The following is a 21,966-nucleotide window of genomic DNA, read 5'->3' as shown; positions in this document are numbered from 1 at the left end:
CCTCAGGCGGAGGATCCGTGGCGGGTGCCGGTGTGGCGGAGGTGGGCGTCGATCAGGGCGTGGGTGGCTTCGGGCTGTTCGATCTGCGGGAGGTGGCCGGCCTCCGGGACGATCTCCAGTCGGCCGTTGCCGAAGGCCTCGGCGTACGCGGCGCCGTAGGCGGGTGTGACGATGCGGTCGGCGGCGCCCCAGAGCAGGAGAGTGGGTGTCTGGACGCGGCAGAGTCGGCCCAGCAGCTCGGGGTCGTGCATGTACGGGTCGCCGGCGAGGAGGCGCATGGTCGCGGCGTTGGCCTGCCTGCGCGCGAGTTCGTCGGCGGGAAGGTCGGCGGGGTCGAGGTAGTACCGGTCCGGGTCGTGCCAGGAGTGCTCCGCGAGGCCGCGGGCGTCGAGGCCGAAGTGGTCGGTGATCGGCTCCCCCTCGATCCGTACGCCGACGGCGTCGATCAGGACGAGGCCGGTGATGGTGCCGGTGTCGTCCCGGGCGGCCATCTCCGCGGCCGTCCAGCCTCCGAGCGAGGAGCCGATGACGAGGACGTCGCGCAGTCCGCGGCCGTGGAGGTGGTGGAGGTAGGCGCGGGCGAGGTCGGCTATGCCGGTGAGCCAGGCGGGGCGGTGGGTGCCGTCCCAGCCGGGGTGCACCGGGGTGATGGTGTGGGTGTGGGCGGAGAGGTGTCGGGCGAGTCCGGCGACGGTGGCGGGGCCGCCGCCTCCGTGCAGGATGAGGACCGGCCGGCCCGCTCCGGCCTCGGTGAGGGTGAGGGGCAGGTCCGCGTACGGGGCTGTGGTGTCCGGGGTCATGCCCCCAGAGTAACTAAGGATGTTTATATAAGCTAGTTTGGATTGGCGTAGACTCGATCCATGCATGATGAGCTGCAAGAACTCGGCAGAGCGGTCAAGCAGGCCCAGTACCGTCAGCACCGGGCGCTCGACAGCGCGCTCTCGGCCGCCGGTACGACGCTGGCCCAGTGGGACGCCCTACGGGCGATCAGCCGCTCACCCGGGGCCTCGGGGCGCGAGTTGGCCGCGGCGACGTTCCAGACCGAGCAGGCCTTCGGCACGCTCGTCGGCCGCCTCGGCGCCCAGGGCCTCGTCGAGCGCCGGCCGGGACACGGTCGGCGCATCGAGCACCACCTCACGCCGGCGGGCGAGCAACTGCTGACGGTCGGCCACCGGGTCGCCGACGAGGTGCTCGCCTCGTGCTTCGCCGCCCTGCCCGACACGGACCGTGCGACCCTGCTCGGCCTCCTGCGGCGCCTCACCGAGGAACAGGACGTCTGAGGGTCCGCTCAGACGGTGGCCCGCAGGGTGCGATGGGCGGCGACCCGGACGCGGGGTGCAGAAGCGTTGCAGGCGTCATCCGACGCACGACCGGTCAAGAAGGGGCCGGAGGCACACCGAGAAAGAGCACTGTGTCTTTGTTCCTGTATTTGCAGTTCAGTGAACCGGCGTCAAGTTGGCAAAGCGTCGCCCTGATGTCAATGAACTGGTAGGCCGAATTCGGGAAGGGGGCCTCGACATCCGCCTTGACGGCACCGGTCGCATCGGGCTTGAGCGGCCCGCTTGCAATCATCTCGCACGGGTCGTCCTGATATGCGCAGACCTTGCTGACAAGGCATGTGTCGACCCGGGGACTTCCTTTGCACCTTGCGCTCAGATCCATGGCGCGAGGGACTCCGCGCACCACGATTCCGATCTGTTCCTCATCTCGGAGCTTGGAGGCGCTGAAGGAGATCGAGACGGTCGACCGAGAATCGGTCTGCTTGATGGCCGCCGAAATCTGAGGGTGCGTGGAGTTCACCTGGCTGCTCGTCTCAACCCGGGCGGCCGCGAACCCCGCGAGGGACAGCAGGATTACTGAGCAGATCAGAAGAATAGAGGTGACGGAGGCTTTCGGAGATTTTTTGCGTTTCCTCATGACGGCCACGGCGGCGACAGTCGCAAGCACGAGGCCGCCGGCGGAGAATCCCGCCAATTCCCCGTCCGCGCCGGACGACACTCCAGGGATCCGGATCGCGTCGATGACCAGGGCCGTCATGCCGACCAGGCACGCGGCAGTGACCGGGATCCAGTACGCGGAGACCGAAGTCCTGTTCGGGATGAAGATGCTGGCTGCTGCGGCCGCCAGCGCTCCGGCCAGGAGGGAGACCGCGATCGCGTCCTGGCGCGGCTCGTTGCGCAGCACCGATGAAAGCTCGGAGCTCTGCAGGCCCACGATGTTCAACAGTGCGGCAAAGGCCGCGAGGAGGAACCCCAATCCGTTCTTGACCTTGCCGAGGGCTGAATCATCCGCAAGCTCGGGAGGTGAGTCCTTGCTCCTGGGTGTCTCCGCATTCGGATCCCCCTCGACAGTAAGTCCCCTGCCTGCGAGGTTTCTGTTCCCGTAGACGAGGAGGAATCCCAGCCCGTTGTCGGATCTGCGTCGGCCTGAGCCCTCTACGGATTTCCGAGGTGACTCCCCGGCGGCTGATTTCGTCACGTCCGGGCCTCCTGCGGAGATCTGGCATTCATCGGTCGTCATCCTATTCCTGGCGACCGCAGGGGCGCGTATTTTGGGCGAGCGCGTGTCAGCCGACGCAAGATCGAACGCGGCGAACAGCGGGGCCACGACGCCGGTCCGGCCGCCGTCGAACCGGCCTCGCGAAGCGCGTGCCGTGCGCGGGCCATGCGCTTCCGGCCGCGAGAAACTCATCGCGACGCGTCGCATCGGCGGTGCGGCCGGGAGCGCGGTCCTCCGCGGACGGAGTGTTGCCGGGCTGTTGCAGGGGGAGTGGTGTGGGTCACGGTAGGGCGTGGTGGTGCGTGGTCGGATGGTCGGATGGGTGACTTCGAGAGGGCCGGGGCGTTGCGGGTGCGGCAGGGGGTGGCCGGGGTGGCGGCCGGGGTGCTGCTGGTGGGGTGCGGGAGCCAGGTGGTGGGGGCGGCCGGGGGGCCTTCGGCGTCCGGGAGTGCCGGGCCGTGCGGGGTGGTGTCGGCCTCGCCGACGGCGGTGGCGGAGGACGGGGTGCGGATCACGGCAGTGAACCGGGCGTGCGCCGCGTACGAGGTGACCAACAGGGGTGGTGAGGAGTCGGACATCACGGTGGTGTTCAGCCGGACGGGGGCGTCCGGGGGCGCGATGGAGAACGAGACCAGGACGGTGGAGGGGCTGGCGCCGGGGGCGACCGCGCAGGGGAGGGTCGAACTGGACCGGACCGCAACGGGGTTGAAGGTCCTCAAGGTGCGCAGTGTGCCTAGCGTTGAGGCGTCGCGGACGGGCGGTCCGTGCCCGGCCTCCGGGGTGCGGGTGAGCGTGGACGACGGGGACGCGGCGATGGGGCTGCGCGTGGTCGGGCTGCACCTGCGCAACTGCGGGACGGCCCCGGTGACCGTCAACGGCTACCCGGAGCTGCAACTGCTCGACCTGGCGCACCAGCCGGTGGACGGGGTGCGGATCGTGCGCGGCGGTGCCCAGATCGCGAGCGGGACCGGTGCGGACGAGCCCCCGCGGGCGATCGCGCTGGAGCCGGGAGAGGGCGCCCGCAGCTCGCTGGTGTGGCGCAACACCAGCGAGGCGGGAGCGGGCGACCCGGCGAACGCCCCGTACGTCCGGGTGCGCGTGGCGCCGGGGGCCGCGCCCGTGATGGTCGTTCCGGAACTGGACCTGGGCACCACCGGGCGTCTGGGGGTCGGCGCCTGGGTCGGGGACGACGGGCAGCCGCCGGCGACCAGGCCGCCGGTGGGCTGATCAGCCCACGGGCGCGAGGTCGATGATCACCTTGCCGGGGAAGTCCGTCACCTCCGCCGCGATGTCCGTGATCTGCCGGGGAAAGGCGGCCAGGCCGATCCGGTGGGAGGTCGGCTTCTCCAGCGGGAAGGCGTGCGGGTGTCGGGCGCGCTGCCGGAAGCCCTCCTCGTAGTCCTCGCGGTGGCAGCCGTAGGCGCCCGCGATGCGCAGCCACTTGCCGTGGTGGTCGACCGGCTCGATCAGTTCCCGGCGGCGGATGGCGTCGACGTCGGCCCGGCCGGGCGGGAAGGTGTCGCCCTTGCGGGTGCCGCCGTACACGGGCCCCAGGTGGTCGCCGCGGCGCGGGCCCGGGTCCGGCCGTGGACGCACTGCATGGTCTCGATGGAGCGGATGGGAGAGGTGGGACGGATGGGTCCGACGAGCCGGATGGGGCGCGCGCTCTGAACGCTGAGAAACAGACATTTCGGCACATGGCGCGGTTCAAGCCTCCGACTTGGTTCTGTGTCACCTCCGTCGGAGGTTCTGACATAGGCGCCCTGACGGCGCCGCCCGGACCGGCCCCGGCCCGTCCCCGCCCCGGCCCGTCCCCGCCCCGGGGACGGGCCTTCGCCGGTCAGGGGTGCCAGACCGGGGCGGTGGCGACGGCCTTCAGCCGGTCCACGCCGAGTGCCGGGTCGCCGGGCTCGAAGGTGTAGGCGTTCGGGCCGTTCCACTCGTTGATCCGCACCTGGCTGCCGTCCGGGTAGTACACGGCGCCCAGCCAGTGCAGCACCGGGTTGGTCGCCGTCTTCCCGTTGCCGAACCGGTTGGTGACGACCAGCGAGCCGTCCGGCCGCTTCTCCCGGACCTCCAGCGGGGTCGGGAGATCGCGGTCCATGGTCGCCAGCTCGTCCCGGCCGCGCTGGGACGGCGGGTCGAACGCGACGGTCAGCATGCTGGTGCGGCCCTCGAAGGTGACGGTCAGTGCGGCGTGCCCGGGGTCCTGGCCCTCGACCTTCGCCCCGGCGGGCAGCAGCGGGACGAGCTTCGCGAGCAGGTCCGCGTTCGACGGGCCGGTGGCCGTGGGCGCGGGGGAGTGGGCCGGCTTCGGGGCTCCCTCGGCCGGGGCGAGGGTGGCGAAGATCTGGTCCCAGACCGGGGAGGTCACCAGGTCGGTCAGCTGGGTGTCGTCGGAGACCGGCGGGCTCGGCCGGTTGGCGATGGCCGGCTGCCCGTTGTACTCGGTGAACCCGACCCGGCGCCCGTCCGGCGCCGCCCAAGTGACCCGCCACTCGCGGCCGCCCTGGGTGTTGGTGCTCCGCAGCTTGTCGATCACCAGCACGGAACCGTCCGGCCGGACGGTCCGCTCGCAGGAGTCCTGGGGCGTCTGGAACCCGTCCATGCAGACCGCGGCGGCCCCGGGCGCCAGGTTGGTCCGCTCCGCGGAGAACCCGACGATGCTCGCCCCCGCCCCGTCGTCGAACAGCAGCGTCGCGCCGGTCCGGTGCCTGTCCACCTTCTTCGGCGGCGCGCTGTTGAGCTCCGTCACCGTGCCCTTCGGCAGCAGGCCGGTGAACAGCGCGACCATCTCCCGCGGGTCCATCGTCGGCAGGCTCGGCCCCGGCGGACCGGTCGGCCCCACCAGGTCGAACCCGCCCGGCCCGGCGGCCGCGAAACCGCCCCCGGCCAGCACCAGCACCACCAGCGCGCTCGCGACGGCCGTGCGCCGGCGGCGGCGCCACCGGCGACCGTGCTGCTCGGCCCGGGCGGCCAGGGTGTGCCGCACCGGCTCGGGCGCCAGCTCGGCGGCCCCGCGCAGGGCGCGGGCGAAGCCGTCCGCGAACTCGTCGGCGAACTCGTCGTCACTGGGCATGGCGCAGCACCGCCTTCTGCGGAGAGGGGTCGGGTCGGTCCGTTCCGGTCGAGTCGCCGAGAGCAGCGGCGAGGTCCTCGCCCAGCACCGTGCGCAGCCGGGCGAGCGCCCGGCGGCACCGGGTGCGCACGGCCGTGCCGCTCAGCCGCAGCGCGGCGGCCGTCTCCTCGACGCTGCGGTCCTCCCAGAACCGCAGCACCAGCACCGCGCGGTCCGGCGCGGGCAGTTCGGCGAGCGCGCGCAGCAACGTCAGCCGCAGGGCCGGGTCCGGGTCGTGCACCCCGACCTCGGGGAACTCGTCGGTGACGCGCTCGGAGGCGCTGCGCTTGCGCCGGTACGACAGAAAGGTGTTGACCAGCACGGTCTGGACGTAGCCACCGGGGTTCTCCAGCCGCGATATCTTCCGCCACTTGACGTACACCCGGCCGAGTGCCTCCTGCACCAGGTCCTCCGCGAGGTGGGCGTCACCCCCGGTGAGCAGGAACGCCGTCCGCAACAGATGCCGCGCCCGCGAGGCGACGAACGCCGGAAACTCCGGCCAGGGCGGCTCGGCCTGGGAGCCCGCACTCGATTCTTGATCCATGTCCAGGTAACGCGGTGGGCCCGTCCTCATGTGACAGCCCGCCTGGTGTCATGCGTCACGGCCGCCGTCGGGGGGCGTCGGCGCTGGTCCGGCCGCCGACCACGCTGTGCCGAGGGCGAGCCAGCCGGCGGCGAGCAGCCAGCCGCCGAGGACGTCCAGCGGCCAGTGCACCCCGAGGTAGATCCGGCTGAGGCCGACCGCGACCGCGAACAGGACGGCCCCCGCGGCGGCGCCCCGGGCGGCCGTCGGCCGGGCGCGGGCGACGGCCAGGGCGAGCAGCCCGGCACAGGCCGCCGCGGTGAAGGAGTGACCGGACGGGAAGGAGAAGCCGGATGCGTCGGTCGCCCAGTTCGGCCGCGGCGGCCGGGGCCGGGCGAAGACGTGCATCAGCCCCAGGCGCACCAGTTGGCCGGCGACCAGCCACAGCACCGGCGCGAGGAACAGCGGTACGGCCAGGCGGATCGGCCGCGGCACGGGCATGGCCCGGACGGCGACGGCCCCGGCGGCCAGGGCGAGCAGGTACGGCACCACGACGGAGCCGAGCGAGGTGACCACCACGGCCGCCGTCCGGGCCGCCGGCGGCCGGTGGGCGGCGCTCCAGTCGTTGGCGTCCCTTTCGAAGCCGTACGGAGCCCAGCCGTGGTCGGCGAGCAGCGCCGCCAGGGCGGCGAACAGCAGCAGCGCGACCGCGGCCACCGCCGGCCACCGGCGCCGGGGCGCCGTCGGGCGGGCGTTCTGCGGGTGGGGGTCGTTCATCGGGGCGGGCGCCCTTCCTCGGAGCGGGGGTGTGGCCCCATGCTCGGGGTTCGAGGTGCCCGGCGGCACTCAGCCGCGCCAGGGCCTTAGGGAGCGGACGCGCCAGGTCCCTGGGGAGCGGAGCGGTGTGCCCGGGCGAAGTCGACGACCTGGCCGGCCATCGTCTCGACCTGCTCGCGGACCCGGGGGTCGGCGTACTCGCCGTCCTCGGTGAAGCCGCTCGCCGTGGTGTTCAGTACCACTCCCAGCGGCGTGGGCCAGCCCCGCAGCGCGTGCACGATCGTGCGCAGGCCGCCCAGGGTGGACGCGCCGGCCTGCCAGCCCTGCGCCACGACCAGGCAGCCGACGGCGCGTCCGCTGAGGTAGGGGCGGGCGTCGTCGCGCAGTTCCTCGACGTAGTCCAGGGCGTTCTTGAGCAGGCCCGACGTGCTGCCGTGGTAGGCAGGGCTGGCGATCAGCACGCCGTCCGCGTCGGCCAGCGCGGCCAACAGCCGTTCGGCGGGCGGCGGCAGGGTCCGGTCCGCGGGGTCGTACATCGGCAGGACGAGGTCGGCGCCGCTGATCGCCGTCACGGCCGCGCCGTGCCGGGTCGCGGCGGCCAGGGCGGCGTTCAGGGCCCGTTCGGAGGAGGACCCCCGACGGGTGGAACCGCCGACACCGAGGATGCGGACCTGACGCTGGGTTTGTGTTCCGCCATTCACCCGCTCACCGTAGAACGGGGGTTTCCACCGCCCGTTCTGTGGCGGGTAATGGAGGATTCCGCAGCGGTGGACAACCGATTACGGCGCCGTGGGCGTGGTTCGGGAGGCGACCGCTAGCGTGGGCCGGCATGGGTGAATTCGCGCGTTTATCCGGGACGTTGGGGCCGACGGCCCGGGCGACCGCTTCGCGGAATCCCCATGGACGCGAAACCTCGCCGCCCCGCGGTCGGCCCCGAGAAGGGAACCACCATGACTCAGCACACCGCCGAAACAGTCCCCACGCGTGAGGAGTTGATCGGCCGGGCACAGGAACTCGTCCCCCTGCTGCGCCGTAATGCCGACCTGACCGAACGGGAGTCGAAAGTCCCGGCGGAGAACATGTCCGCGCTGCGCGAGGCGGGTCTGCTGCGGCTCAGCACGCCCCGCGCCTGGGGCGGCTGGGAGCTGCCGATGCGTCACCAGGTCGAGGTCCTCTCCGAGTTGGGGCGGGGCTGCCCGTCCACCGGCTGGATCGCGGCCAACCATGCGGCCTCCGTCGACCTCGTGATGCTGATGCCGAAGCCCGGACTGGAGGAGATCTACGGCGCCGACCCGGACGCCGTCATGCTCTCGGCCGCGAGCCTCGACCCCGCCCTGCGCGCCGACGCCGTGGCCGGCGGGCTGAAGGTCAACGGCCGCTTCCCGTACGCCTCGGGCTGCGAGCTCTCCGACTGGGCCTTCCTGGCCTGGGTGCCGGTGTACGACGAGGACGGCAAGCAGACCGGCGTGGCGAACCTGCTGGCGCCGCCCGCGGACCTGCGGATCGAGCGGACCTGGAAGGTGGCCGGACTGCTCGGCACCGGCACCCACGCGATGATCGCCGAGGACCTCTTCGTCCCGGACCGCTTCGTGCAGTTCGCTCCGCTGGAGCCGTCCGGCGAGCCGGTGTCCCCCGTCCCGGCCACCGTGCTGATCAAGGGCAACCTGCACTCCCTGTCCTCGCTGGTGGGCGCGGCCCACGGCGCGCTGGACCTGGTCCGCGCGAAGCTGGAGGAGCACAAGCCGCTCGCCTTCTCCACCTACTCCCGGGCCGTCGACTCGCTCTCGGTGCAGCAGGAGTTCGCCGAGGCGACGCACCTGATCGACACCGCCGTGATGCACATGCTGGCCGTCGCCGACGGATTCGACGCGGTGCCGGAGGGGCAGGACGCCACCCCGGCCGAGCGGGCCCGGCTGCGCATGCACATGGTGACCTCGCTGGAGCGCGCCCGGGAGGCCATGCAGCGCCTGCTGGACCTGGCGGGCACCAGCGGCTTCGCGCAGTCCAACCCCGTCCAGCGGTACTGGCGCGACCTGGAGATCGGCAGCCGGCACACCGCGCTGAACCGTCCGATGATCTTCGAGGACTACGCTCGGTCGCTGCTCGGCACCGGTGCCCCGGTCTCCCTGCTGTTCTGAGCCCGGTACCCACGGCAGAGGCCCTGCCCCGACGCATCGCGCCGGGGCAGGGCCTCTGCCGTGGGGCCGTCAGTCAGGCGCCCGAGGGCGCCGGGGACAGTGCCTCGGCCAGCTCGACGGGCAGCAGCACCGGGCCGCCGTCGGCTCCGACGGCCTCGTCGGCACCATCGGCTCCGAAGCCGGCCGGCAGGGCGAAACCGGCGGGGCCGCGCACCGTCTCCGGGCGGACCTCGGCCCCGGTCAGGCGACACAGCCAGGGGCTGACCACCACGACCTGGTGGCCCGCCGCGCGGGCCGCACCGACCTGGCCGGCGACATCGGCGGGCAGCGTGCCCGCACCGGCGCCCGGAGCCCCGCCGAGGGCCTCGTCGACCAGGAGCGGGAAGACCGTCACCTCGGCACCGACCGTCGCCCCCGCACCGCCCGTGGCCGCGCACCGGACGGGCGGCAGCGGCGCCATGGCCCGCACCGGTGCTGAGCGGGCCACGAAGGCCCGCAGCGTCGCGTCGTCCAGGTCGGCCAGGGTCGGGTCGAAGCGGCGCAGGGCGTCCGGCGTGCTGAGCTCCGCGACGTACGCGATCCGGCGCGCGGGCGCCCCGTCGCCCTCACCGGCGCCGTCGCTCCCGCCGGCCCGTCGCGTGGTGCGGAAGTCCTGCGCCTGCGCGCGCGGCGCCGGGGTGTCGACGCCGGTCAGGGCGTGCACCAGCGGCAGCGCGTCCTGGCGGCGCAGCAGCGCGCAGATGTCCCGCAGCCCGGCCGCGAGCCGGTCGATCGCCTCGTCGCCGATCGCGTACGAGGGCTGGATGCGCAGCGTGTGCGGGGCGCTGCCGGTGGGCATCAGCCGCAGGCCGTGGCGGCGCAGCAGGAAGCCCGCCACGGCGAAGCCGAAGAATCCGCCGCGGGCGTAGTTGCGGATCACCGGGGACCCGGCGTCCGACTGGTCGGCGAACTCGAAGCCGACCAGCAGGCCCCGCCCCCGCACGTCCCGCACCACGTCGCCGAACTCGGCCCGGACCTCCTCCAGTGCCGCGCGCAGCCGCTCCCCGCGCTCGGCGGCCTGGCGGTAGGCGGCCCCGCCGTCGCGCTCCAGCAGCTCCAGCACCTTCTCGGTGACGGAGCACGAGAAGCTGTCCTTGGCGTAGGTCGAGCTGTGCAGCAGCTCGAACTCCTTGACGTAGCGGGAGCGTCGGACCAGCAGCAGCGAGGTCTTGGCCAGGCCTCCGCCGATGCTCTTGGCCAGGGTGTAGTAGTCGCCGGTCAGCCCGATCCCTGCGCTCGCGAAGAACGCCCCGGTCCGCCCGGCGCCGCTCTGGATCTCGTCGACGATCAGCGGGCACTCCAGGGCCCGGCAGACCTCGGCGATCCGCCCGCCCTGCTCGGCCGTCAGCTCGCGGATGCCGCCCTCGCCCTGGACGGGCTCCACGACGAACCCGGCCACGAAGGGCACCGGCCGCCGGTGGACCTGGACGGTACCGTCCAGCACCAGCACGTCCAGCGCGTACGGCTGTTCCGCCGTCACGTACTTCAGCGCCTCCTCCGGCTGCCCGGCCGGCACGAAGCGGGCCCGGGCGCCGAGCGCCGCGAACGGCAGCCGGAAGGTCGGGTTGTGGGTGAGCTGGAGACTGCCGACCAGCTTGCCGTGGAACCCGCCCTCCAGCGCGAAGAACTCCGGCGAGCGGCCCAGCGCCTTCGCGTTGTGCCGGTCCGCCTCGGCCAGGACCGCCGCCACGTCCCCGCCGGGACCGGCGAGTTCGGCCGCCTCCGGGCCCAGCCGCAGGCCGGCGCCGGCCGCGTCGAGGACCTCGCGCGCGTGCTCCGCCAGCTCGGCGGCCAGCGCGCCCAGCCGGAGGACCCGCGCCAGCTCGGCGTGCTTCATGGCCGCCTCGACGGCCTCGGCCCCGCTGTTCGCGTAGACCACTTCGTACGGCTCGCCGGCCTCCAACTCCCGGTCGGTGACGGCGTTCAGCGCCGCCGCCACCCGTTGCGCCTCGGTGCGCCGGGAGAGCTGCGCGTGGCTGGGTGTGCCCGCCGTCAGCAGGCCGGTGGCGTGCGCGACGAGCTCCGGGTGGTTGTGCCCGAAGAACAGCGAGCCGAAGCCGCCGACGAAGTCGACGACGGGGCTCTGCCCGCCCTCGGGGCCCGGCAGGTACATCGTGTCGCCCTCGGCGCGGACGTACTCGACGTCCAGGCCCCAGACGGACAGGGCCTGGCTCAGGTAACGCTCCGCCAGCTCCTCCGCCGGTTCTTCCACCAGTTCTTCCATCAGTGCGCTCCTCGCATGGGCAGCCCTGCTCTCACAGGGAGGACGCGGGCGCGAAGTCCCGCAGGGGGTTGATCCGGTCCGCGCCGATCCGCGCGCGCAGCTCCGGTGCGGTGACGCCCAGGCCCGGTTCCGGGGCCAGGCACAGCACACCGACCTTGCCGATGTGCTCGTTGCGCTGGACGAGCCGGGTCGCCTCGCCGACCTCGGCGAGCGGGTAGAGCGCGGACAGGGCGGGCGCGACGGCGCCGGTGGCGACCAGTCGGCCGAGGTCCAGCTGCTCCTTGAGGTTGGCGCCGTGGCTGCCGACCACCCGCTTCAGCCGCATCCACAGGTACCGGTTGTCGAACTCGTGCTGGTAGCCGGTGCTGGAACCGCAGGTGACCACCGTCCCGCCGCGCCCGGCGACGAACACCGAGATGCCGAAGGTCGCGCGGCCGACGTGCTCGAAGACGATGTCCGGGTCCCGGCCGGTCTCGCGGCGGATGATGCCGCCCAGCCGCTTGCCCGCGGCCAGGACGGCCTCGGGCGAGGGGTTCGGGTCGTCGCTCAGTCCGATCTCCGAGCGGTTGACCACCACCTCGCAGCCCAGCCGGCGCACCGCCTCCGCCTTGCGCTCCGAGCCGACGACGGCCACCGGGATGCCGCCGCCGTTGCGGACGAGCTGCACCGCGTACGTGCCGAGGCCGCCGGCCGCGCCCCACACCAGCACCACGTCGCCCTGCTTCATCCGGGCGCCGTGGCTGCCGACCAGCATCCGGTAGGCGGTGCTGCCGCACATCGGGGTGACGGCGGCCTCCTCCCAGGTCAGGTGCGGTGGCTTGGGGACGAGCATGCTGGCGCGCGCGACGGCGAACTCACCGAGCCCGCCGTAGTTCGTCTCGTAGCCCCAGGCACGCATCTCCGTTCCGAGCATCGCGTCCTCGTGCGTGACCGGCTCCTGCTCGTCCACGTGCACCGGGTGCACCACGACGTGGTCGCCGACCCGCCACCGGCGCACGCCGGAGCCGATCCGCACCACCACCCCGGACGCGTCCGAGCCGACCACCTGGAACGGCCTGTCGTGCCGGGCGGCCCAGCCGCCCTGCGCGCCGTAGCGGCGCAGGAACTCGAAGGTCGGGACGGGCTCGAAGGTGGCCGACCACACGGTGTTGTAGTTGATCGAACTGGCCATCACCGCGACGACCACCTCGTCCGGGGCCAGTTCCGGCATGGCCACCGGTCCGACGCGCAGCGACTTGCGTACGTCCTTGTCGGCCACGCCGCGGAACATCGCGGTCTCGTCCGCGCGCAGGTGTGCGGCCGCGAACTCTCCCGGCAACTCCAGGCGTTCGAGGGCCTCCGGCGGCCGGTTCTCGACGATCGCTTCCAAAAAGGGGTTCACGGCAGCTCCCTACTCCGTCTGGTCCGGTGCGCAACCTAGTGCGGGTCGGGTAATCGACGGTTCACCGGGAATTCCCGGCGGCCGGATTCCAGCGAGTTGCCGGGCGGTGGACCGCCGTGCCTATCGTCGTTCGACGTGGCCGTCAATGCGCAGTTCGAATCCCCGGAAGCCGTCGCCGTCGAATCCCCGGAACCCGTCGCCGTCATCGGAATCGCCTGCCGTCTGCCCGGCGCGGCCGATCCCGACGCGTTCTGGAAGTTGCTGCGCGACGGGCGCAGCGCGATCACCGACACCCCCGCCGACCGCTGGCGGGACGCCGCCGTCCGCACCCCGCGGGGCGGCTTCCTGGAGCGGGTCGCCGACTTCGACGCGGAGTTCTTCGGCGTCACCCCGCGCGAGGCCGCCGCGATGGACCCGCAGCAGCGGCTCGCGCTGGAACTGGGCTGGGAGTCCCTGGAGGACGCCGGGATCGTGCCGGCCCGGGTGCGCGGCACCCGGCTGGGCGTCTTCCTCGGCGCGACCGCCGACGACTACGCCCGGCTGACCGCCCGGGCCGGCGCCGACGCCGTCTCGCCGCACACCCTGGCCGGGCTCAACCGGGCCCTCGTCGCCAACCGGCTGTCCTACCTGCTCGGTGCGCGCGGGGCCAGCATGGTCGTGGACACCGGCCAGTCCTCCTCACTGGTCGCTGTCCACCGCGCCTGCGAGAGCCTGTGGTCCGGGGAGTCGGACCTCGCGCTGGCGGGCGGCGTGCAGCTGAACCTGGCCGGCGCCGCGACCGTCGGCGTCGAGCACTTCGGCGCGCTGTCCCCGGACGGCGAGTGCTGGACCTTCGACGCACGGGCCAACGGCTACGTGCGGGGCGAGGGCGGCGCGGTGCTGGTGCTCAAGCCGCTGGGCCGGGCGCTCGCCGACGGCGACGAGGTCCGGTGCGTGATCCGCGGCGGCGCCGTCAACAACGACGGCGGCGGCCCGGAGCTGACCACGCCCGACCCGCGGGCGCAGCGGGAGGTGATCGAGGCGGCGTACCGGCGGGCCGGGGTCGCGCCCGGTGACGTCGGCTACGTCGAACTGCACGGCACCGGGACGAGGGTCGGCGACCCGGTCGAGGCGCGGGCCCTCGGGGAGGCGCTCGGCCGGCACCGCCCGGCGGACCGGCCACTGCTCGTCGGCTCGGTGAAGACCAACGTCGGACACCTGGAGGGCGCCGCCGGGGTCACCGGGCTGCTGAAGGTCGTGCTCGCGCTGCGGGCCGGCGAGCTGCCCGCGAGCCTCAACTACCGCACCCCCCACCCGCTCATCCCGCTGGAGGAGCTCCGGCTGCGGGTCCACGACCGGCTCGCCCCGTGGCGGGACGCCGACGCGCCACTGGTCGCCGGGGTCAGCTCCTTCGGGATGGGCGGCACCAACTGCCACCTGGTGCTCTCCTCGGCACCGCCCGCCACCGGGAGCGCGGCCGGTACGGCTGCTCCGGCCGACGACCGGCGCCGACCGGAACTGCCGCTCCCGTTCGCGGTGTCGGGCCGGGACGAGCCGGCCCTGCGCGCGCAGGCAGGCCGGCTCGCGCAGTGGATCCGCGAGCGGCCGGAGCTGCCGCCGGCGGGCCTCGCCGGTTCGCTCGCCACCACCCGTACGGCCTTCGCGACCCGCGCAGTCGTGGTCGCCGAGGGCCGGGAGGCGCTGCTCACCCGGCTGGACGCCCTGGGCGCGGGAGCGGCCGGTGCGGGGACGGTCGTCGGCCGGGCGGGAACGGACGGCGCGGTGGCCGTGCTGTTCACCGGGCAGGGCGCCCAGCGGCTCGGCACGGGGCGGCGGCTGCACGCCGCGCACCCGGCCTTCGCGGCGGCCTTCGACGAGGTGTGCGCCCACTTCGACGCGGTGCTGGACCGGCCGCTGCGCGAGGTGATCTGGGCCGAACCGGACTCTCCCGAAGCAGAGTTGATCAACCGTACGGAGTTCGCCCAGCCCGGCCTGTTCGCCGTGGAGGTGGCGCTCCACCGGTTCGTCACCGGGCTCGGGGTGCGCCCCTCCTTCCTGCTGGGCCACTCGATCGGCGAGCTCGCGGCGGCGCACGTCGCCGGGGTGCTGTCGCTGCCCGACGCGTGCACCCTGGTCGCCGCGCGCGGCCGCCTGATGCAGGCGCTGCCACAGACGGGCGCCATGGTCGCCGTCGAGGCGGCCGAGGAGGAACTGGCGGCCGAACTGGCGGAGTCGGCGGGCCGGGTGGGCCTGGCGGCGGTGAACGGACCGCGTGCCGTGGTGCTGTCCGGCGACGCCGACGCGGTCGACGCCCTCGCCGACCGGTGGCGGGCCCGGGGCCGCCGCACCCGGCGGCTGCGGGTCAGCCACGCCTTCCACTCCCACCTGATGGACGGGATGCTCGACGAGTTCCGCGCGGTCGCCCGCTCGCTGACCTACCGGCCGCCCCGGCTCGCCGTCGTGTCGAACCTCACCGGGGACCTCGCCGGCGCCGCCGAGCTGTGCGACCCCGAGTACTGGGTGCGGCACGTGCGCGACTGCGTCCGCTTCCTCGACGGCGTCCGCCGCCTGGACGCGGCGGGCGTCACCACCTACCTGGAGCTCGGGCCGGACGCGGTGCTGGCCCCCGCCGCCCGCGCGGCGCTGCCCGACGACCGCACCTTCCTCAGCGCCCTGCGCGCCGACCGGCCGGAGCCCGCGACCGTGGTCGAGGCCCTCGCCGGACTGCACGCGACGGGCGCCGAGGTGGACCTTGCCGCCGTGATCGGCGGCGGGTCCCGGGTCGCCCTGCCGACCTACGCGTTCCGGCGGCGCCGGCACTGGCTGGCCGGGCTGGACGAACCGGGGGAGTCGGCCGGGACCGCCGGGCCCGGGACCGCCGGCCCCGGCGCGGGTGAACCCGGCGCCGCTGAACCCGGGCCGAGCGCCGCCACACCCGTCGGCGCGCCGCTGCGGGACCCGCTCGACCTGGTGCGGCAGCACACCGCCGCCGTCCTCGGCTCCGACACCCCCGGCGAGATCGCGCCGGACACCGCCTTCCGGGACCTCGGCCTCACCTCGGCCACCGCCCTGGAACTGCGGGCCCGGCTGGCGGCCGCGACCGGCCTGCCGCTGCCGGACACCCTGGTGTTCGAGCACCCCACGCCCGGCCTGCTCGCCCGCCACCTGGCCCACGGCCCGAACACCCCCGAGCGGGCCGACGGGGCCGTAGAGGCTTCCGGCTCCACCGGCGCGGCAGCGGCCGAGGACGCCGACCCGATCGTCATCGTCGGCATGGCCTGCCGCTTCCCCGGCGGCGTCGGCTCCCCCGAGGAGCTGTGGCGCGTCGTCTCCGAAGGCGTCGACGCCATAGGCGGGTTCCCGGCCGACCGGGGCTGGGACGTCGAGGCGCTGTACGACCCCGACCCCGCGCGCCGGGGCTCCTCGTACGTCCGCGAAGGCGGCTTCCTGGCCGACGTGGCCGGGTTCGACGCCGCGTTCTTCGGGATCAGCCCGCGCGAGGCCGCCGCCCTGGACCCGCAGCAGCGCCTGCTGCTGGAGACCGCCTGGGAGAGCCTGGAGCACGCCGGCATCGACCCCGCCTCGCTCCGGGACACCGACACCGGCGTCTTCGTCGGGGCGACCGCCCAGGAGTACGGGCCGAGGCTGGGCGAGCCGAGCGACGGCTCCGACGGCTACCTCTACACCGGCAGCACCCCGAGCGTCGCCTCCGGCCGGATCGCCTACGTCCTCGGCCTGCGCGGCCCGGCCGTCACCGTGGACACCGCCTGCTCCGCCTCCCTCGTCGCCGTGCACGACGCCGCCCGCGCCCTGCGCGGCGGGGAGTGCGAGCTGGCGCTCGCGGGCGGCGTGACGGTGATGCCCACGCCCGGGGTGTTCGCCGAACTGAGCCGCCTCGGCGGGCTCTCCCCGAACGGCCGCTCGAAGGCGTTCGCGGCGGCCGCCGACGGCACCGGCTGGGCCGAGGGCGCCGGGCTGCTCGTGCTCGAACGGCTTTCGGACGCCCGCCGCCACGGCCACCCGGTGCTGGCCGTGGTCCGCGGCTCGGCCGTCAACTCGGACGGCGCGTCCAACGGCCTGACCGCGCCCAACGGCGCCGCCCAGCAGCGGGTCATCCAACGGGCCCTGGCGGCCGCCGGGCTGACCGGCGCCGACGTCGACGCCGTCGAGGCGCACGGCACCGGTACCCGGCTGGGCGACCCGATCGAAGCCCGTGCGCTGCTGGCGACCTACGGTCGCGAGCGCGCCGAGGGCCGGCCGCTGTGGCTCGGCTCCGTCAAGTCCAACATCGGGCACACCCAGAGCGCGGCCGGGGTGGCGGGCGTCATCAAGATGGTGCAGGCCCTGCGGCACGAGGTGCTGCCGCGCACCCTGCACGTGGACGAGCCCACCCCGAGCGTCGACTGGAGCTCGGGCGCGGTGCGGCTGCTCACCGAGGCGGTCGACTGGCCTGGCGCGCCCGGGCGGCCGCGCCGGGCGGGGGTGTCGTCGTTCGGCATCAGCGGCACCAACGCCCACCTGATCCTGGAGGAGGCGCCCCCGGCGTCCGACCACTCCGACGCCGTTCCGGCCCCCGACCCGGCCGCTCGGCTCGGCCCGGATGCCCAGGTCGACCCGGCCGTTCAGCTCGACCCGGTCGGGCCGCTGGCCTGGCCGCTGTCGGCGCGGACGCCGGGCACCCTGCGGGAGCAGGCCGCCCGGCTGCGCGCCCGCCTCGGCGAGCCGCAGCCGCCGGCCCCGGCCGACGTGGCCTTCACACTGGTCCACGGCCGCGCCGACCTCGCCCACCGCGCCGTCGTCGTCGCCCCGGGGGCGGCCGGCTTCGCGAGCGCCCTGGACGCGTTGGCGAGCGGCGCCCCGGACGCCTCCGTGGTGCTCGGCACCGCGGGCGAGCCGGGCCGGACCGTCCTCGTCTTCCCCGGCCACGGGTCGCAGTGGCCCGGTATGGCCACCGAACTGTACGCCCAGGCCCCGGCGTTCGCCGAGCGCCTGCGGGAGTGCGCGGCCGCGATCGACCCGCTCGTCGACTGGTCGCTGCTCGACACCCTCCTCGGCGGCCCCGGTGCCGCCGCCGACCCCGAACGGACCGATGTCGCCCAGCCGGTGCTGTTCGCGATGATGGTCTCGCTGGCCGCGCTGTGGGAGGCGCACGGAGTGCGGCCCGACGCCGTCGTCGGCCACTCCCAGGGCGAGCTGGCCGCCGCTTGCGTCGCCGGGGTGCTCACGCTGGAGGACGCCGCGACGGTGGTGGTGCGCCGCAGCCGTCTCTGGGCCGAGGAACTGCCGGGCCGGGGCATGATGGCCGCCGTCGAGCTCTCCGCCGACGGCGTGCGGGAGCGCATCGCCGAGCGGGGGGCGCGCCTCGACCTGGCCGTGGTGAACGGCCCGCTCGCCGTCACCGTCGCCGGGGAGCCCGACGAGGTCGAACGCTTCGTCACTGACTGCAAGGCCGAGGGCATCCGGGCCCGCGTCGTGGTCCGGGCCGGAGCCTCGCACTGCGCGCTGGTGGAGCCGCTGCGCGGACCGCTGCGGGAGCTGATCGGCGGAGTCGCCCACCATCCGCCGCGCGTCCCCTTCTACTCGACGGTGACCGCCGGCCCGCTCGGCGCCGACGACCTCGACGCGGACTACTGGTTCCGCAACGCCCGTGAGCCGGTGGACTTCCAGGGCGCCGTGCTCGCCCTGCTGCGCGACGGCCACCGCACCTTCGTGGAGTGCTCCCCGCACCCGCTGCTCACCTCGGCGCTGCAGGACACCGCGGAGGAGGCCGGGCACCAGCCGACGGCCCTGGGCACCCTGCGGCGCGACGAGGGCGGCCGAGGGCGGTTCCTGCGCTCGCTCGCCGAGGCGCACGTCCGAGGTGTCGCGGTGGACTGGACCCCGGCGCTCGCCGGGACCGGGGCCCGCCGAACCGCCCTGCCCACCTACCCCTTCGAGCGGCGTCGGCACTGGCTGGAGCCCGGGACCGGCCCGGCCGACGTCCAGGCCGCCGGCCTCACGCCCGCCGGGCACCCCCTGCTGGGCGCGGTGCTCGCCGCCGTCGACGGCGACCAGGTCGTCCTCACCGGCCGGGTGGCGCCACGATCGCCCGGGTGGCTCGCCGACCACGCGATCGGCGGCACCGCGCTGTTCCCGGGTACCGGCTTCGTCGAACTCGCGCTGCGCGCGGGCGACGAGGTGGGCTGCCCGAGGATCGAGGAACTGACCGTCGAGCGGCCGCTGCTGCTCCCCGCCGGGGCGGCCGCCGAACTGCGGGTGACGGTCGGCGCCCGCGACCGGCACGGCGTACGGCCCGTCACGGTGCACGCCCGCCCGGCCACCGGCGCGGACGAGCCCTGGACCCGCCACGCCGCCGGAGCACTGGCCGAGGCCTCCGCCGCGCCGGCGCCCGGACCGTTCCCGGCCGCCTGGCCCCCGCCCGGCGCGCAACCCGTGGACGTCACCGGCTTCTACCCGGACCGCGCGGCCGACGGCTACGGCTACGGACCGGCGTTCCAAGGCCTGCGAGCCGCCTGGCGACTGGGCGAGGAGATGTACGCCGAGGTCGCCCTCGACCCGGACCGGCACGGCGACGCCCGCCGCTACGCCGTCCACCCCGCGCTGCTCGACGCGGCCCTGCACGCCGAACTCCTGCGCGCCGCCGCCCCCGAGGAGGGGCAGCTGCGGATGCCGTTCAGCTGGACCGGCGTGGGCGTTCCGACGGCCGGCGCCACCGCGCTGCGGGTACGGGTCGCCCCGGCGGGCGGCGACGCGGTGCGGGTGACCGCGACCGACGCCACCGGCGCGCAGGTGGTGGACGTGGAGTCGCTGCTGCTGCGGCCCGTCCCGGCGGCGGGCCTGACGGCCGGCCCGACGGGCGGCGGGGCCCTGTACGGCCTCGACTGGCAGCCGCTGCCGGCCCGGCCGGTCGACGAGCCCGCCCTCGTCCTGTTCGACGCCGCCGCGCTCGCCGGGGACGGCACGCCCGCCGAGGACGGGGCAGCACCGACCGAGCCGGCGACCGCCGCCGTGCTGGCCCCCGTGCTCAAGGCCCTCCAGGCCTTCGCGGCCGACGAACAGCGGTCGGCCGCCCGGCTCGTGGTGCTGACCCGGGGCGCGGCGGCGGTCGGCAGCGACGCCGAGGTGACCAGCACGGCCCAGGGCGCCGTCTGGGGCCTGGTCCGCTCGGCCCAGGCCGAGCACCCCGACCGGTTCCTGCTGCTCGACACGGACCCCGCCGCCGACCGGCGCGACGGCACCGCCCGGCACGACGGCACCGACGAGCGCGCCGTGCGCCGCGCGGCCGCGCTCGCACTGGCGGCCGGGGAGTCCCAGGCCGCGCTGCGCGACGGTACCGTCCTCGTCCCCCGGCTGGTCCGGACGATCGGTTCGCCCGTCCCCGCCGCGGATCCGAACGGCACCGTGCTGATCACCGGCGGCCTCGGCGGCCTCGGCGCCGAGCTGGCCCGGCGCCTGGTCGAGGCGGGTGCCCGGCACCTGATCCTCACCGGACGCCGAGGCGGGCAGACCCCGGGCGCGGCCGAGCTGCGGGCCGAACTGGCCGCCGCCGGTGCCGAGGTGGCCGTCCGCCGCTGCGACGTCGCCAACCGCTCCGAGCTCGCCGCCCTGCTCGCCGGCATCCCCGCCGAGCACCCGCTCACCGGCGTCTACCACCTGGCGGCCGCCGTCGACGACGCACCGCTCGACGCCATGACGCCCGAGCGCCTGGCGGCCGTGCTGCGCCCCAAGACCGACGGCGCGCTCCACCTCGACGCACTGACCCGCGACCTCCGGCTGACGGCGTTCGTGCTCTTCTCCTCGGCCGTCGGCGTGCTCGGCACGCCCGCGCAGTCCGCGTACGCGGCCGCCAACGCCGCCCTCGACGCGCTGGCCCACCGCCGCCGCGCCCAGGGCCTGCCCGGGCTCTCCCTGGCCTGGGGGCTGTGGGAGCAGGCCAGCGGCCTCGGGCGGCTCGCCGAGGCGGACCTGGCGCGGCTGCGCCGGACCGGCCTCGCCCCGATGACCACCGCGGACGGCTTCGCGCTGCTCACGGCGGCGCTCGGGACGCGGCGAGCCCTGCTCCTCCCGGCGAACCTGGACTCGGCCGCGCTGCGCGACCGGGCCCGGGACCAGGACCTGCCCGCGCTGCTGCGGGGAATCGTCCGGCCGCCGACCCGCGCCGACGGCGCCGGACCCGGGGCGGTCGTCGCCGAACAGCACGGACTCTCCGCCCGGCTGGCCGGGCTGTCCCGGCCGGACCAGGACCGCGAGCTGCTGGACCTGGTCCGCGCCCACGCGGCCACCGTCCTCGGCCACGACGCGGCCGACCGGGACGCCGTCCCGCTGGAGCGGGCCTTCCGGGAGTCCGGCTTCGATTCGCTGACCGTGGTGGAGCTGCGCAACCGGCTGCGCACCGCGACCGGCCTGCCGCTGCCGACCACCCTGCTCTTCGACCACCCGACCCCGCTGGCCCTCGCCGGGTACCTGCGCGAGCGGGTGCTCGGCCCCGACGGCGCGGACGCGGCCCCCGCCACCGCGCCCGACCGCCCGGCGCGCCCGTCCGCGGGCGACGCAGGCCCGGACGACGACCCGATCGCCGTGGTGGCGATGGCGGGCCGCTTCCCGGGCGGCGTGCAGTCGCCCGAGGACCTGTGGCGGCTGGTCGCCGACGGGGTGGACGCGATCGGCGAGTTCCCGACCGACCGCGGCTGGGACACCGGGCACCTCTTCGACCCGGACCCGGACCGGCCCGGCCGCTCGGCCACCCGGCACGGCGGATTCCTGTACGACGCCGGGGAGTTCGACGCAGCCCTGTTCGGCATCAGCCCCCGGGAGGCGCTCGCCATGGACCCCCAGCAGCGGCTGCTGCTGGAGGTGTCCTGGGAGGCCTGGGAGCGCTCCGGCATCCCCGTCGCCGACGCGCACGGCAGCCGCACCGGCGTCTTCATGGGCGTGGCCTACCACGACTACGCCGCCCGGGCCGAGCAGGTGCCGGACGGGGTGGAGGGCTACCTGATGACGGGCGCCGCCGCGAGCGTGGCCTCGGGCCGGATCGCCTACACCCTGGGTCTGGAGGGTCCGGCGATCACGGTGGACACGGCGTGTTCGTCGTCGCTGGTGGCGTTGCACCTGGCCGTCCAGTCGCTGCGGCGCGGCGAGTGCACGATGGCGCTCGCCGGCGGGGTCAGCGTCATGGCGACCCCGACCACCTTCGTCGAGTTCTCGCGTCAGCAGGGGTTGGCGGGGGACGGCCGGTGCAAGTCGTTCGGGGTGGGTGCGGACGGTACGGGGTGGTCCGAGGGTGTGGGT

At 75.0% G+C, this 21,966-nt stretch carries 13 protein-coding genes; 4 read left to right on the top strand and 9 right to left on the bottom strand.

Annotated features, from left to right (window positions below; genetic code table 11):
* Positions 1-2 precede the first annotated feature (2 nt).
* On the bottom strand, positions 3-800 hold the full coding sequence (locus tag ACZ7BZ_RS25240; protein ID WP_470360262.1) for an alpha/beta fold hydrolase: 798 nt from the start codon (positions 798-800) through the stop codon (positions 3-5).
* Positions 801-860: 60 nt separating this feature from the next.
* Here ACZ7BZ_RS25240 and ACZ7BZ_RS25235 point away from each other — a divergent pair, with 60 nt between their 5' ends.
* Positions 861-1,280, top strand: coding sequence for a MarR family winged helix-turn-helix transcriptional regulator (locus tag ACZ7BZ_RS25235; protein ID WP_470360261.1), 420 nt, complete (start codon positions 861-863; stop codon positions 1,278-1,280).
* 94 nt (positions 1,281-1,374) lie between these two features.
* On the opposite strand, the gene ACZ7BZ_RS25230 is transcribed toward ACZ7BZ_RS25235, so the two are convergent.
* Positions 1,375-2,520 carry a hypothetical protein gene (locus tag ACZ7BZ_RS25230; RefSeq protein ID WP_470360260.1) on the bottom strand — a complete coding sequence of 382 codons (1,146 nt, stop codon included), beginning with the start codon at positions 2,518-2,520 and terminating at the stop codon, positions 1,375-1,377.
* A gap of 297 nt (positions 2,521-2,817) precedes the next feature.
* On the opposite strand from ACZ7BZ_RS25230, the gene ACZ7BZ_RS25225 reads away from it, so the two are divergent.
* The gene (locus ACZ7BZ_RS25225; RefSeq protein WP_470360259.1) at positions 2,818-3,726 is read left to right on the top strand and encodes a DUF4232 domain-containing protein; all 909 of its coding nucleotides are present in this window, start codon (positions 2,818-2,820) and stop codon (positions 3,724-3,726) included.
* Here ACZ7BZ_RS25225 and ACZ7BZ_RS25220 read toward each other — a convergent pair whose 3' ends face one another.
* The 5 genes from ACZ7BZ_RS25220 to ACZ7BZ_RS25200 form a co-directional block, all read right to left on the bottom strand.
* Positions 3,727-4,095: a hypothetical protein gene (locus ACZ7BZ_RS25220; protein ID WP_470360258.1), complete on the bottom strand. Its 369-nt coding sequence runs from the start codon at positions 4,093-4,095 to the stop codon at positions 3,727-3,729.
* Between the two features lie 244 nt (positions 4,096-4,339).
* Complete coding sequence (locus tag ACZ7BZ_RS25215) at positions 4,340-5,578, bottom strand: hypothetical protein (protein WP_470360257.1); 1,239 nt, start codon at positions 5,576-5,578, stop codon at positions 4,340-4,342.
* A complete protein-coding gene (locus ACZ7BZ_RS25210) occupies positions 5,568-6,161 on the bottom strand; it encodes a SigE family RNA polymerase sigma factor (protein ID WP_470360256.1) in 594 nt (197 codons plus the stop codon). The genes ACZ7BZ_RS25215 and ACZ7BZ_RS25210 overlap by 11 nt, the downstream gene beginning before the upstream one ends.
* Before the next feature lie 48 nt (positions 6,162-6,209).
* Positions 6,210-6,917: a phosphatase PAP2 family protein gene (locus tag ACZ7BZ_RS25205; RefSeq protein ID WP_470360255.1), complete on the bottom strand. Its 708-nt coding sequence runs from the start codon at positions 6,915-6,917 to the stop codon at positions 6,210-6,212.
* A gap of 86 nt (positions 6,918-7,003) precedes the next feature.
* Positions 7,004-7,618 (bottom strand): NADPH-dependent FMN reductase, encoded by a 615-nt coding sequence (locus tag ACZ7BZ_RS25200; protein WP_470360254.1) that lies wholly within the window; start codon positions 7,616-7,618, stop codon positions 7,004-7,006.
* A gap of 249 nt (positions 7,619-7,867) precedes the next feature.
* Here ACZ7BZ_RS25200 and ACZ7BZ_RS25195 point away from each other — a divergent pair, with 249 nt between their 5' ends.
* Positions 7,868-9,055 (top strand): acyl-CoA dehydrogenase family protein, encoded by a 1,188-nt coding sequence (locus ACZ7BZ_RS25195; RefSeq protein WP_470360253.1) that lies wholly within the window; start codon positions 7,868-7,870, stop codon positions 9,053-9,055.
* Between the two features lie 73 nt (positions 9,056-9,128).
* Here ACZ7BZ_RS25195 and ACZ7BZ_RS25190 read toward each other — a convergent pair whose 3' ends face one another.
* Together ACZ7BZ_RS25190 and ccrA are read right to left on the bottom strand one after the other, a co-directional pair.
* Complete coding sequence (locus ACZ7BZ_RS25190; protein ID WP_470360252.1) at positions 9,129-11,318, bottom strand: aspartate aminotransferase family protein; 2,190 nt, start codon at positions 11,316-11,318, stop codon at positions 9,129-9,131.
* Between the two features lie 31 nt (positions 11,319-11,349).
* Entirely contained in the window at positions 11,350-12,699 is a 1,350-nt protein-coding gene (gene ccrA / locus ACZ7BZ_RS25185) for a crotonyl-CoA carboxylase/reductase (RefSeq protein WP_470360251.1), read from the bottom strand.
* Between the two features lie 135 nt (positions 12,700-12,834).
* On the opposite strand from ccrA, the gene ACZ7BZ_RS25180 reads away from it, so the two are divergent.
* On the top strand, positions 12,835-21,966 hold a 9,132-nt coding region (locus tag ACZ7BZ_RS25180), incomplete at its 3' end, for a type I polyketide synthase (protein ID WP_470360250.1).

Source organism: Kitasatospora sp. NPDC036934 (assembly GCF_055608425.1).
This window is presented reverse-complemented; position numbering and strand designations above follow the sequence as displayed.